Here is a 13256-nt window from a genome sequence, read left to right as displayed (position 1 = left end):
AGGAGCCTTCCCTTGAACGACAGCACCACCCAGAAAATTGCCCTGGTCACCGGCGCCGGCAGCGGCGTCGGCCGCGTCACCGCCATCGCCCTGCTGAACGACGGCTGGACCGTCGTGCTGGCCGGCCGCCGCGCCGATCCCTTGCAGTCGCTGCAAGCCGAGGCTGCCGCGCGCGGTCAGACCGCACTGGCCGTGCCCACCGACGTCACCAGCCCGGAAAGCGTCGAAGCGCTGTTCAACACCATCGAAAGCCGATTCGGCCGGCTGGACCTGCTGTTCAACAACGCCGGGGTCAACGCGCCCGCTGTGCCGATGGACGAACTGCCGCTGGAAAAGTGGTTCAACGCCATCAACACCAATGTGACGGGCGTCTATCTGTGCGCGCGCGCCGCCTTCGGGCTGATGCGCCGCCAGACGCCGCAGGGCGGCCGCATCATCAATAACGGTTCCATCTCCGCGCACACGCCGCGCCCCTTTACCGCGCCGTACACCGCCAGCAAGCACGCGGTCACCGGCCTGACCAAGTCGCTGGCGCTGGACGGCCGCGCCTACAACATCGTGGCGGGACAGATCGACATCGGCAACGCGATGACGGAGTTGTCCGAACGCATGACACGCGGCGTGCTGCAGGCCAATGGCACGGTTGCACCGGAGCCCATGATGGATGCCGTCCACGTCGCGAAAGCGGTGCGCCACATGGCGTCGCTGCCCCTGGACGCCAACGTCCTGACCATGACCGTCATGGCCAGCGCCATGCCCTTTGCGGGGCGCGGCTAAGGCCTTATCCGCGCCCCGGGGTGCAGCACACCCGGGGCGCCCCACAGAGTTGACTGAAGTTGACCACCCCGAGGAGACAAGCATGACCTTCAACACGCTGGCCAAGACCCTGGCCTTTTCGGCAGTCCTTGCCGCCGTGCCCGGCCTGGCCGCGGCGCAGAACTACCCCACCCGCCCCATCAGCATCATCGTGCCGGCCCCGCCGGGCGGCGGCATCGACATGATTGCGCGCGTCGTCGGCGAAAAGCTTTCGCAATCGCTGGGCCAGCCCGTCATCGTCGACAATCGGCCGGGCGCCTCCAACAACCTGGGCACCGCACTGCTCGCCAACGCCAAGCCCGACGGCTACACCATCGGCATCGTGGGCGGCAGCCACAACATCAACAAATACCTGTTCAAGAACCTGGGCTGGGACCCGCAGAAGAGTTTCGAGCCCATCATCTACACGCATGAAATTCCGCTGGTGTTCTCGGTCTATCCGAAGATCCCGCCCAAGACGCTGCCGGAATTGGTGGACTGGATGAAGGCGCATCCCGACGACGCCAAAGTCGCCACGTCGGGCCGAGGCAGCGCGCAGGAAATGGCCGCCGAGATGTTCCGCATGGTCAGCGGCGCGCCCATGCTGTTGATCCCGTACAAGGGTTCGTCCGCCGCGCACCCTGACCTGCTCGCGGGCCGCACGGTGCTCTACATCGACACCCTGAGCGCCATGCAGGAACAGGTCAAGGCCGGCAACGTGCGCGCCGTCGCGGTGTCGACCGCCAATCGCACCAAGGCCCTGCCCGACGTGCCGACCGCGCAGGAGCAAGGCCTGAAGGGCTACGACGCCAACACCAACGGCGGCTTCCTGGCGCCGGCGGGCACGCCGAAGGAGATCATCGCCAAGCTCAACACCGAGATCAACGCGGTCCTCAAGCAACCCGCCGTGCGCGCCAAGCTGGAAGCCGCGGGCATCGAGGTCCAGGGCGGCACGCCGCAGGAGTACGCGGCGGTGATCCAGTCGGACCTGGACAAGTGGGGCAAGGTGGTGAAGGAGGCGAAGATCGAGGCGGAGTGATGTTCGCCACGCATGCAAACGGGCGCGGCTAGGCCGTTGCCCTTTGCGTGCGCAGGGACGCGGTCCGATGGAGCCCGGATCGCGTCCTTTTCGCTATTGGCGCACAAGCGCCTGGCCGGCACTACGCCGGCCGCCGCAACTCCATCTCGGTCGCAACCCCGAAATATTGCCAAGGTAACAGGGCGTTAAGCGCCGTTTTGCCCAGTCCTGCGGCGTGGATGCCAGGCAAATACGGGTATTTTTGCGCCCCGCCGTAAACGCCGCCGTGAATCGGCCGGCGATGGCTTCGTTACACGGCCGCCGCTCCCGCCCACACTTGCCTTGACACCCTTTGTGTCCCCCTTCTATGGTCGAGGCCGCCAACGATCTGGCACCCGAAATTCCCGTGCAGCCCGCATTGCGGCGCAGGTAAGCGCCCCAGGCACTGGCGCGCGCCGGCCGCTTCCGCCGATGGCTGCACATCGCGACAGAGAGAGAAGAAGGACATGGCGTCTACGCGCAAGTCAGAAGGAAAAGGTTTGCGGACGGGCAACGCGGCCGCCGCCGCGCTGCTGGTGGCGGCGATCACGGCCGCGTTTGCGGCGATGAGCCCCACGCCGGGCAATGCCGCGCAGGAAAAGGCGGCGGCGCCGGCCGCAGCATCGGCAGCCAGTGCTGCAGTTGCCGCAGCACCGGTCGCTGCATCCCCTGCCCCCGCCACGCCAGCAGCCAACGCGACCGCCCCCGCCGCCAACGCCGCTGCGCGGATTGCGCCGCCCGACGCCGCCGCGGTCCTGTACGCCATCCATCAGGTGGACAGCAAGGGCGCCCCTTCCGCCGACGTCGCCAACGGCAGCATCGCCACCTACTGGTTCGGCCATGCGTTCGAACTGGAAGGCACGCCTTACTACACCGGCTTCATCTGGGAAACCGCCGAGCGCTACGGCAAGCCGGGCGAGGACGACGTCGGTCCGATGACGACCGTGAATCTGGCCGAAGCCACCTTCATCCGCGACCCGGCATCCCCGGAAAGCCCCTGGAAATTCCGCGGCATGGAGCCGACCATCGGCGAATTCGGCGCCTACGAAAGGCCGCCGGAAGTCGACACCCAGCGCAAGCCGCTGGAGTACCGCACGGCATCGGGCAAGCTGTTGCTGGCGGTGCCCACCGAAACCTTCGAGAACGGCATCACGATCAGCGGCTACGTCCTGCTTGTCTTCACGCCCCCGGAAAAGCGTCAGGACGAAACGGGCAATGTGTGGGCCTACGTGGGCAACGTGATCGCAGGCGAGGACAACGGGCCGGCCTGTGCGGACGGCGACGTCATGCCGTGTACGCGCAGCGAAGGTGAGCTGGTCTTCAGCGCCACCGCGACCGCCGACCTGCCGCGCGTGACGGTGCAGTTCTCGGGCAACACGATCTCGGGTCCCGGCAAGACCCGCAAGCTGGGCCCCGGCGACGCCGTCATCTACGCCTACGACGCCACGCGCAAGCAGTACGTCGCGCAGTAGCCGATACCATCACCTTCCCGAAGCAACGCGGCCGTTCAGGCCGCGGCTTGCTCCCTGGTCCCGGCCACTTCCAGCCGGTTGCCGCCCAGCGATTTGGCGCGGTAAAGCGCCTGGTCTGCGATGGCCAGCGCATCCATGATGGTGGGCGCGTCGCCGTTGAAACGCGCAAGCCCGATGCTGACCGTCGCAGCAATGCCGATGTTGTCGATCCGGTTGGAGACGGTCACGGCAAAGCGCTCGGCCATCGCCTTGCCCAGCGTATGTGCGCCCTTTGCGTCGTCGCCCCAAAGCAGCGCAGCGAATTCCTCGCCGCCGATGCGCGCAAGAATGGTGTCGTGACCCAGCACTTCTCGCACGGTTTCGGCAAAGGACTTGAGCACCTGGTCGCCCGCCGCGTGCCCATAGCGGTCATTGACGGACTTGAAGTGATCCAGGTCGAACGCCAGCACCGACACCGCGCCGCGCCCTTCCTTGCCATTCAGCATGCGCGCACCCTGCTCGACGAACCATCGCCGGTTGCCCAGCCGGGTCAGGTAGTCGGTCTGCGACTCCAGCAGCAGTTGGCGGTGCGTTTCGTCGCGGATGAGCTTGAGCAGCGTCATCGGCAGCACCACGGAATACAGCACACCCTCGTAGATGGTGAGCTTGCCGGCCAGCGCCAGGACGGGTTGCGAGTCGAACCAGGGCAGGATGAACGCGCGGCCGGCGTAAAGCGCCGTATGCACGCCCGCAACGGCCATCACAATGTGCCGCGACCGGCGCGGCTTGAGCGCCTGGCAGCGGTACACCTCCCAGGCAGTCAATCCGCTGACGAGCGCAATCGGGACCGAGCTTACGTACGTCCACATCACGTCGAGCCAGCGCACGCCCCCGATCACCCAGGTCAGCCCCATGCCGATCAGCACGCAGAGCGACGTGCGCACATAGCGCCGTCCGCTCAGCGCGGCAACGCCATTGAGCACAAGCAGATAGCCGCCGAGGATAACGAGGTTGCTCAGCGCCGCACCGCTGACGCCGGGAAGGTCGCGACGATATAACGCCGCCGCGCAGCCAAGCGCCAGCGTGGCGAAACCTGAAGCCAGGATGCGTAATTCCTTGCTGCGAGTGGGGTTGGCCCGCTGTTCCCAGAACATGAGGCCGGCGCTGACAAGCAGTGTTCCAACTGCCAGCAGGTACAGAGTGAGAAGATCGACGTACATCTCGAAAGTCAGGAGATTTCGCCGAAAACGCGCGGCGGCTGCGGGATTTTACGGTGAAAACGTGTCATTTCACCTTTTCCGGGTGCGCTTTTGCATCACGCTCGGCAGCGACCGAGCGCGTGTAATCCGACCCCAAAAATTTGTCCCCTGGACAGATCATTTCTTGATCTGGCCCCCACACCGGCTGACTTCCAACCGTTGGAACTTGCACGGGCCTCAGCCTACGTTGGCCGGCCGCGAAATCACCCCCGCCGTGCCGCTTCAATCGTCGCGATGTCGATCTTCTTCATCGTCATCATGGCCTCGAACGCGCGCTTGGCCGCCGCTTGATCCAAGTCCGTGACCGCCGCCAGCAGCGCCCGTGGCGTGATCTGCCAGGACAGTCCCCATTTATCCTTGCACCAGCCGCAGTCGCTCTCCTGGCCGCCGTTAGAGACGATGGCGTCCCACAGGCGGTCGGTTTCTGCCTGATCGTCGGTCGCGACCTGAAAGGAAAAAGATTCGTTGTGCTGGAAGGCGTCGCCGCCATTCAGGCCGACGCAGGGGATGCCCATCACCGTGAAGTCCACCATCAGGATGTCGCCCTGTTGGCCGGAGGGATAGTCGCCGGGTGCGCGGTGGACCGTGCCCACCTTGCTATCGGGGAACGTCTTTGCATAAAAGGTCGCCGCTTCCAGGGCGTCGCCGTCGTACCACAGGCAAACGGTGTTTTTGCTGGCCATCGTGCTCCTCCTTGGCAGGAAAGTGATGCGCTTCAACCTTGCTGCAATGCGCGACGTTCAAGCATAGTCCACGCCGCGCCTGCCGAAAACCGGGCACGCATCGCGGTCATGTGGACCCCGTCTCAAACGGCGATGCGCCCGTCGATGCAGGTCACGGACTGCCCGCCCACGCGAATGGCGCCGCCCGCATCGAACGAGATGCGCAACCTGCCCGACCGCCCGACCACAGCGCCCTGCGTGCTGAGGTATTCCGTGCCGAACTGCGGCACCTGTCCGGCGTCGCGGATGAACGCCGCCACCGAGCCGTTGCCGCTGCCGCAGACCGGGTCTTCGTTGGCGCCCAGGCTGGGCGCAAAGGCCCGGACCTCGATGGCCGCTTCCGCGCCTTCGCCGTAGGCGCCGTACACGACGATGCCCGCGGCATTGTTGCGGCGGTCGAAGTCGGCCATGCGTGCGAAGTCCGGTCCCAACGTCAGCACCGCCTGCGCGCTGGGCAATTGGGCAATCGTCCATACCGGCCCCACGTTGACGAACTTGGGCGCAGGATCGTGCAGCACCGCCGAGCCCAGGATGGCTTCCATTTCGTCGACGAGATCGGCTCCAAGATCGGCCAGGCTGGGTTCCGGCAGCGTGAAGGCGATAAGCGGGCTGCCACCCGCCGCGTCCGTGACCGACAGTTCGATCAGGCCGGCGGCACATTCCTGCACGAGCCGGCCGTCACGCGCCGCGACGATGCCCGCCTCGAGCAGCGCATGGGCGGTGCCCAGCGTGGGATGCCCCGCAAAGGGCAGCTCGGCCTGGGGCGTGAAGATGCGCACCAGGTAATCGGCGCCGGGCTGCGTGGGCGGCAGCACGAAGGTGGTCTCCGACAGGTTCGTCCAGTTGGCGATGCGCCGCATCTGCTCGTCCGACAGCCCCTGCCCTTGCAGCACCACCGCGACGGGATTGCCGCGATAGGGTTCGTTGGTGAACACATCCACCTGCTTGAATGGCACGCTCATGTCCCGCTCCTCTATTCAATATCCGGATGCCTGTCGGCCAACCGTTGGCGCCGCACGCGCAGCGCGTCGAGCTTTTCCTCGAGCGCCGCGATCTCGGCATCGACGTCCTGCACGCTTTGCTCGATGTGTTCGTACGCCTGCTGCAGGAGCACCTTGGCCTCCTTGCGGCTGGACGCCGTCGGCGTTTCTCCGCGCAGCGGCCGGTTGGCCGTTTCGGGCAGGAAGAACGACGTGATAAGCCCGATGACCGACGCCGCCATCAGGTAGTACGCGGGCATCATCAGGTTCTCGGTCTCTTCCACCAGCCATGCAGCAACCGTGGGGGTCAGGCCGGCAAAGATGATGGCAACGTTAAACGAACTGGCCAGCGCGCTGTAGCGGATGCGCGTGGGAAACAGCGCGGGCAGCGTGGACGCCATGATGCCGATCAGGCAGTTCAGGAACACGGCGATCAGCAACAGTCCTAAAAAGATCAGCGCGGTGTTATCGCTGCCGATGAGAAAGAACGAGGGGATCGCCGTGACCAGCAGGCCCAGGCTGCCGGCCAGCAGGAATGGCTTGCGGCCGATCTTGTCGCTGATGAACCCCACCACCGGCTGCACGAACAGCATGCCCACCATCACGACGACGATGATTAGCACGCCATGCCCTTCGGTATAGCCCAGGCTGCCGGACAGATACGTGGGCATGTAGGTGAGCAGCATGTAATAGGTGACATTGGTCACGAGCACCATGCCGATGCTGACCAGCAATGCACGGCGGTACTTGCTGAAGATCTCGCGGAATGACACCGTCGGCTTTTCCTGCACGGCGTCGCGGTCTTCCTTTTCCATCCGTTCAAGCTGTTGCGTGAAGGCCGGCGTTTCCTCGGCCGCGTGGCGCAGATACAAGCCCAGCAGGCCAAGCGGTCCGGCCACGAAGAACGGGATGCGCCATCCCCAGTCAAGGAAGGTCTGCTCGCCCAGCATGGTCTGCAGCAGCACGACCATGCCCGCCCCCACAACGAACCCGGCGATCGAGCCGAAGTCCAGCCAGCTTCCCAGGAAGCCGCGCTGCCTGTCTGGCGCATATTCGGCCACGAACACGGCCGCGCCGGTGTATTCGCCCCCCACGGAAAAGCCCTGCGCCAGCTTGCACGCCAAGAGAAGAATCGGCGCCCAGATGCCGATCGTGGCATAGGCGGGAATCAGGCCGATGCAGAACGTGCTGATGGCCATGATGATGATGGTGAGCGACAGCACCTTCTGGCGCCCGAAGCGATCACCCATGATGCCGAAGAAGACGCCGCCCAGCGGCCGGAACAGGAACGGCACGGAAAACGTGCCCAGGGCGGCAATGGTCTGCACGGCGGGCGAGGCGTCGGGAAAGAACACCTTGCCCAGTGCGAAGGCAACAAAGCCGTAGACGCCGAAGTCAAACCATTCCATCGCATTGCCAAGCGCCGCGGCGGTCACGGCCTTCTTTAGCTTGGTGTTGTCGATGACGGTGATGTCGCCGATCTCCAGCGGACGGATTTCTTGCGACGACGTGGGGGTTTCTGCCATGGTGCGACATCCATAAAACGGGACATGCCGATTATGGACCCGATTTTGGCAACGGTCATCGCCCGCGGCATTGCGGGAGTGGCGGGCGCGCGCCCATAATGCCCCACCCACCTGTCGACCGCCGGAGCTGTTCATGACCGATACCCGCAAGCCGCCGCTGATCTATCTTGAAGACTTGTCCGTCGGAGACGTCTTCGTCAGCAAGAGCCACGCCCTGGACGCGGCGCAAATCATTGCCTTTGCCACGCAATTCGACCCGCAGCCCTTTCATCTGGATCCGGACGCCGCGCGCGACACGCTATTCCAGGGTCTGGCGGCCAGCGGCTGGCATACGGCGGCGCTGACCATGAAGCTGCTGGTCGAAAGTTTTCCCGTGGCGCGCGGCGTGATTGGCGCTGGGGCCGAAGTCGTCTGGCCGCAGCCCACCCGCCCCGACGACGTAGTGAAGGTGACGAGCACGGTGCTGAGCATCACGCCGTCCCGTTCCAAACCCGATCGCGCCATCGTGGTCGTGGAATCCGTCACGTCGAACCAGCGGGATGAACCGCTGCAGAAGCTGACCAGCAAGGTCGTCGTCTTCCGGCGGTCATGATCCCATCATGGGCCGGTCATTATCCGGCCAGCGGTCCGGCCGCCTGCCGGCCGCACGCTCAAGCCGTCGCGCCCTCCGGCAGTTTGGCGATGACCTTGATCTCGAACTGGAATCCATAAAGCCAGGTCACCCCCACCGCCGTGATGTTCGGAAACGGCGCCTCGCCCCAGAACTCCGGCACCACTTCCCACATGGTCTCGAACTGCGACTGCGGATCCACCATAAAGACCGTCACGTCGACCACGTCGTCGAACGACGCGCCCGCCGCGTGCAGAATGGCGTTCAGGTTCTGGAACGCCAGCCGCACCTGCTGACGCAGATCGGGCTCGGGCGAGCCGTCGTCGCGGCTGCCGACCTGGCCGGACACGAACAGAAAGCCGTTGGAACGCACGGCCGGCGAATAACGGTTGCGCTCGTAAAGCGCGTGGCGATGAGGAGGAAACACGACGTCACGGTTGTTCATGGGATTCTCCAAGTGAAGGGGCTTCGGACCGCCCGCGTTGACATAGGCAAACTGTAAAAGCGCCCTCCGCGCGGATAAACGGCCAACTTCATCCATCACTATTTGTAGAATCCAAACAATCCCGATCCCAACCGGAGCAGCCATGGACCGATTTGACGCAATGACCGCGTTTGCGCGCGTGGTGGAGACCGGCAGCTTCACCAAGGCGGCCGAAACCCTGCACATGAGCAAGACCAGCGTCACGCAGCTTGTGCAGCAGCTGGAAGCGCGGCTGCGCGTGCGCCTGTTGAACCGCACCACGCGCAAGGTCAACGTCACGGCCGACGGCGCGGCGTACTACGAGCGTGTGATCAAGCTGCTGGCCGACATGGACGACGCCGAAACCAGCCTGTCCAGCGCCGCCGAAGCGCCGCGTGGCCGCCTGCGCGTGGACGTGCCCAGCCCGCTGGCGCGCATGGTGCTGGTGCCGGCATTGCCGGCCTTTCACGCGCGCTATCCCGACATCCAGCTCGACATGGGCGTCAGCGACCGCATCGTCGACCTGATCGGCGAAAACGTCGACTGCGTGGTGCGCGGCGGGGAGCTGACCGATCAATCCTTGATGGCCCGCCGTGTCGGTGACCTACGATTGGGCGTCTATGCCGCGCCCTCTTATCTGAAACTGGCCGGCAAGCCTGCACACCCGCGCGAGCTTGAGGACACGCACCATCGCATCGTCGGCTTTCTGTGGCAACGCACGGGCCGCGCGCTGCCCTACGCCATGCGCCGCGGCAACGAAGTCGTCAACGTGCACGGCCGTTACGTGCTGGCCGTGGACGACGGCAATGCGTACCTGGCGGCCGGCCTGGCCGGCATGGGCGTGATGTGGCTGCCGGATTACATGTCCGCGCCGCATCTTGCACAAGGCGAATTGGTGCCGGTGTTCGAGGACTGGCGGATGGACCCGATGCCAATGTACGTGGCGTTCCCGCCCAACCGCCACGTCAGCGCCAAACTGCGCGCCTTTATTGACTGGATCATCGAACTGGTGGGCGCGTATTCGCCTGCGGCGGGGAAATAGCCAGTAAAGTTCCGGCGGTTCTATCCTCGGACATTCCTCCGGTTCAGCGCGGCGGGCGTTGCGGAAAGCTGCGCTCGAAGATTCCCTCGGCAATGCGGTTCTTCAAGATTTCGATGGATCCCCCCGCTATCATCCAGCCCCGGCATCGGCGTACGCAGTATTCCACCAGCGACTCGCGGCTGTAGCCCAGCCCGCCCAACACCTGCAAGGCATCGTTCGCCACGTCGAACCCCACCTGGTTGCAGTAGGCCTTGGCGATGGCCGTCTCAGTGGCGGACGGAAAGCCGGTGTCCGCGCCGGTTGCGGCGCGATACAGCAGGAGCTGGGCCGCATCCAGCTTGATCCGCATGTCCGCGAACTTCCACTGCAAACCCTGGAATTCGCAGAGAAGCCGGCCGAACTGCTTGCGCTGCATGGCCCAGTTGCGCGCCTCTTCGTACGCATAACGGCCCAGCGCAAGCGACCGCGCGGTGTTGCCGATACGCTCGACATTGAAGCCGGCAATTTGCTTTTTGAACCCACCTTCCCCAAGGACCACCATGTCGTCCGGCACAAAGACGTTGTCAAAGAAGATCTCGACCCACTCCTCCCCAGACATGAACGCGGACCGCTTGCCCAGCTTCACCCCCTCGTCGCGCGTGCCGACCAGGACAGAGCCGATTCCGCCCGTGCCCGGGCCGAAGCGCACGTAAGCCAGGATGACGCTGGCATGCGGGCCGTGCGTCGTGAAGATCTTCGTGCCATTGATGCGCCATCCGCCGTCAGCGCGCGTCGCGCCGGTCTTCAATTCCGTCACGGCGGAGCCTGCGTCCGGTTCGGTCATGCCGACGGAGATAAGCCCTTCTCCCGCCAGCAGACCCGTCAGGTACTTCTGCTTTTGCAAGGGACTGCCGTATTCGGCGAGGACGCGGATCGCGCCAAAGTTGCCCGCCTGCACCACGTCCGCGCTGCGCGGACACACCGAGGCCACGGTCTCGATGGCAATGACCGCATCCATCAGCGACCCGCCGATACCGCCGTCTTCCTGCGCGACCGTGATTCCCAGGAGGCCTTGCCCAGCCATCAACCGGGCGATTTCCCACGGGTAGTCGTCGGAATGCGCGCGCTCCACGGCGCCGGCCCGCAATTCGCGCTCAGCAAAGCGGCGCACGGCCGACTGGAAGTCCTGTTGTTCGGGAGTAAGTTTGAAGTCCATCTTATGGTTCCTAAGACAAATGTTGGAAAGCGAACGTCCGGTCAGCCAAGGCGGACCAGGCCATCCACGGCGACCACGCCATCGGCGCGGACGAACAACGGATTGATCTCGGCTTCCTCAACGCGCACGTCGGCGCACTGCGCCAGTCGCGAAAATGCGGCAACTGCACAGGCCAGCGCCTCGCAATCGCCTTCGGGCAGGCCGCGAAAGCCGCGGATGAGGCGCGTCTGACGCACCTCCAAGATCATGCGGCGGGCCTCGTCGACGTCCACGGGCGCCAGCCGCAGCGCAAAATCTGGCGCCAGTTCGGCTGCAATGCCGCCAGCGCCCAGCAGCACGGTCGGCCCCACCAGCGGATCGTTTCGATAGCCCAGGATCAGCTCGATCAGGCGCTCCTCCATGGGCTGCACGAGGATGCCGTCTACCTCGGCGTGCGGCGCGTGCCGCCGGACCGCGTCCAACATCTCGTGCACGGCGGCTTCCAGGCCCGGCGCGTCACGGATGTTGATGCGGACCGCGCCCAGCTCGGTCTTGTGTGCGAGGTCTCGGGAGCAAACCTTGGCGGCAAGCGGGTATGGGATGCCATGATCCAGCCGTCCCGGCGCCAGCAACTGTCCTTGCGCAACTGGTACCCCCAGCCCGCGGAACAGCGATCCTGCTTCAAATTCGCTAAGCATGCCGCTGCGCGGCAGTTCGTCCGGCCACGGCAGCGGTTCGCGCCCACAAGGCGGACGGCCTTCCGGGCCGAAGAACTCGGCCAGCGCGTCAGCGCAGGATTCCGGCGTGCGAAACGCCGCGATTCCGGCCGCTTGCAGCAGCGCCAGCGACGCCGGCGCCTCGGGCGCCAGAAATACCGCGAGCGGCTTGCCGGCGGGCTTGACGGCCTGAAGCAAGGGCTGTACCGCCAGCCCTGCATGGAACTGCGCCGACGACCCGACGACGCTCAGCACTGCGTCGCACCAGTCCGCGTGCAGCAGCTCCTCGAGCAACATCTTGTACTGGTCGCTGCTCGCCGCCAAAGTCAAGTCGATGACCGGTGTCTCGCGGATCTTCAAACCGCCTTGCGCGATCTTGCGCACGAAATCCGCCGGTGGCGCCACGGCAGCCAGCCCCCGCAGACCCAGGTTATCAACCACCGTAGCCGCGCCGCCTCCGGTTGTCGTGATGACCGCCACCCGCGCCATCGGCTCTCCTGGCCGCCCGCTCCCCCCGCCCCGTGCATAGCGCGCCGCCAGCGGCGCGATCTCAAACAGGGTTTCCAGGTGTTGAACGCGCAGCGCGCCGTGCGCCTTAAGGAACGCGTCTACCGCCACGTCGTTGCCCGCCATGGCGCCGGTGTGGGATTGCGCCAGGGCATCGCCCTGTTCTGACCGTCCCAGCTTGTAGGCCACGACCGGTTTGCGCGCGGCCTGCGCCCGGAGCAGCGCGCGGGCCAGCGTCGGCGCGGCGCGCAGTGTTTCCAGGAAGAGCAGGATAACTTCGGTCTGCGGATCGTCCACCAGCGCGTCCACCACCTCACCCACGCTAACGTCGCTTTCATTTCCCACCGATACCGACTTGGCGAAGCCGAAGCCGCGAGCGGCGGCACGCGACAGCAGCGATCCCATCATCGAGCCGCTTTGGGACACCAGGCTGATCCCGCCGGGCAGCAATGTGTCGGCCTCGAAGGCCGCGTTCACGGAAAGGATGCCGCCGCTGTGCAGGTCCGCCAGGCCAATACTGTTGGGACCGAGCAGTCGAAGCCCCAATTCTCGGGCCTGCCGCACCAGTTCGGTCTGACGCGCCCTGCCTTCGGGCCCGGCCTCACCAAAACCGTCGGAGTAGATCGTGACCACCCGCGCGCCCGCCCGCGCGCACTCGGGCAGCAAGGCGGCCACGCCGTCGCCGGGGATCATGATGAAGACATGATCCACTGGACCGGGCAGCGCGCTGAGCGACGGATAAGCAGGTTCACCCAGGATTTCGGCGCGGCCCGCGTTGATGGGATAGACGGCGCCGGTGTAGCCGTGCTTGCGCATGAACCGCAGCGGGCGCGCCGTGTTCTTGCGTGTGTCGCCCGAGGCGCCCACCAGGGCGACCGAACGGGGAGACAGCAATGCGTCCGCAAAGGAAGAAGAAGGCATGGAGTTGGCTGTTGTCATATGGGAAAGGTGAGC

12 protein-coding genes are annotated in these 13256 nt (G+C 65.4%); 5 read left to right on the top strand and 7 right to left on the bottom strand.

Features of this window, described 5'->3' with window-relative positions; translation table 11 throughout:
• Positions 1–12 precede the first annotated feature (12 nt).
• The 3 genes from MHZ91_RS05130 (at position 13) to MHZ91_RS05120 (ending at position 3324) form a co-directional block, all read left to right on the top strand.
• Positions 13–777, top strand: coding sequence for an SDR family oxidoreductase (locus MHZ91_RS05130; protein ID WP_175121360.1), 765 nt, complete (start codon positions 13–15; stop codon positions 775–777).
• A gap of 82 nt (positions 778–859) precedes the next feature.
• Complete coding sequence (locus MHZ91_RS05125) at positions 860–1834, top strand: tripartite tricarboxylate transporter substrate binding protein (RefSeq protein ID WP_175121359.1); 975 nt, start codon at positions 860–862, stop codon at positions 1832–1834.
• Between the two features lie 584 nt (positions 1835–2418).
• Positions 2419–3324 carry a hypothetical protein gene (locus MHZ91_RS05120; RefSeq protein WP_370647782.1) on the top strand — a complete coding sequence of 302 codons (906 nt, stop codon included), beginning with the start codon at positions 2419–2421 and terminating at the stop codon, positions 3322–3324.
• Between the two features lie 35 nt (positions 3325–3359).
• Here MHZ91_RS05120 and MHZ91_RS05115 read toward each other — a convergent pair whose 3' ends face one another.
• From MHZ91_RS05115 to proP, 4 genes are all read right to left on the bottom strand, one after another.
• Positions 3360–4523, bottom strand: coding sequence for a diguanylate cyclase (locus tag MHZ91_RS05115; RefSeq protein WP_239212757.1), 1164 nt, complete (start codon positions 4521–4523; stop codon positions 3360–3362).
• 242 nt (positions 4524–4765) lie between these two features.
• Positions 4766–5245, bottom strand: a complete 480-nt coding sequence (locus MHZ91_RS05110; RefSeq protein ID WP_056561644.1) for a VOC family protein — start codon at positions 5243–5245, stop codon at positions 4766–4768.
• A 122-nt stretch (positions 5246–5367) separates the two neighbouring features.
• On the bottom strand, positions 5368–6246 hold the full coding sequence (locus MHZ91_RS05105) for a PhzF family phenazine biosynthesis protein (RefSeq protein WP_239212755.1): 879 nt from the start codon (positions 6244–6246) through the stop codon (positions 5368–5370).
• A gap of 11 nt (positions 6247–6257) precedes the next feature.
• On the bottom strand, positions 6258–7790 hold the full coding sequence (proP, locus tag MHZ91_RS05100; protein WP_239212753.1) for a glycine betaine/L-proline transporter ProP: 1533 nt from the start codon (positions 7788–7790) through the stop codon (positions 6258–6260).
• A gap of 133 nt (positions 7791–7923) precedes the next feature.
• On the opposite strand from proP, the gene MHZ91_RS05095 reads away from it, so the two are divergent.
• Entirely contained in the window at positions 7924–8382 is a 459-nt protein-coding gene (locus tag MHZ91_RS05095) for a MaoC family dehydratase (protein ID WP_239212752.1), read from the top strand.
• A gap of 58 nt (positions 8383–8440) precedes the next feature.
• On the opposite strand, the gene MHZ91_RS05090 is transcribed toward MHZ91_RS05095, so the two are convergent.
• Positions 8441–8845: a RidA family protein gene (locus MHZ91_RS05090; protein ID WP_175121348.1), complete on the bottom strand. Its 405-nt coding sequence runs from the start codon at positions 8843–8845 to the stop codon at positions 8441–8443.
• A 142-nt stretch (positions 8846–8987) separates the two neighbouring features.
• Between MHZ91_RS05090 and MHZ91_RS05085 the strand changes: the two genes are divergently transcribed.
• Positions 8988–9905, top strand: a complete 918-nt coding sequence (locus MHZ91_RS05085; RefSeq protein ID WP_191577415.1) for a LysR family transcriptional regulator — start codon at positions 8988–8990, stop codon at positions 9903–9905.
• A gap of 43 nt (positions 9906–9948) precedes the next feature.
• Here MHZ91_RS05085 and MHZ91_RS05080 read toward each other — a convergent pair whose 3' ends face one another.
• Both MHZ91_RS05080 and MHZ91_RS05075 read right to left on the bottom strand, forming a co-directional pair.
• Positions 9949–11100, bottom strand: a complete 1152-nt coding sequence (locus MHZ91_RS05080) for an acyl-CoA dehydrogenase family protein (protein WP_239212750.1) — start codon at positions 11098–11100, stop codon at positions 9949–9951.
• 41 nt (positions 11101–11141) lie between these two features.
• Positions 11142–13223, bottom strand: a complete 2082-nt coding sequence (locus MHZ91_RS05075) for an acetate--CoA ligase family protein (RefSeq protein ID WP_239212748.1) — start codon at positions 13221–13223, stop codon at positions 11142–11144.
• Between the last annotated feature and the right edge of the window lie 33 nt (positions 13224–13256).

The sequence above is a fragment of the Achromobacter sp. ACRQX genome, assembly GCF_022346505.1.
Lineage (GTDB): Bacteria > Pseudomonadota > Gammaproteobacteria > Burkholderiales > Burkholderiaceae_B > Achromobacter > Achromobacter animicus.
This window is presented reverse-complemented; position numbering and strand designations above follow the sequence as displayed.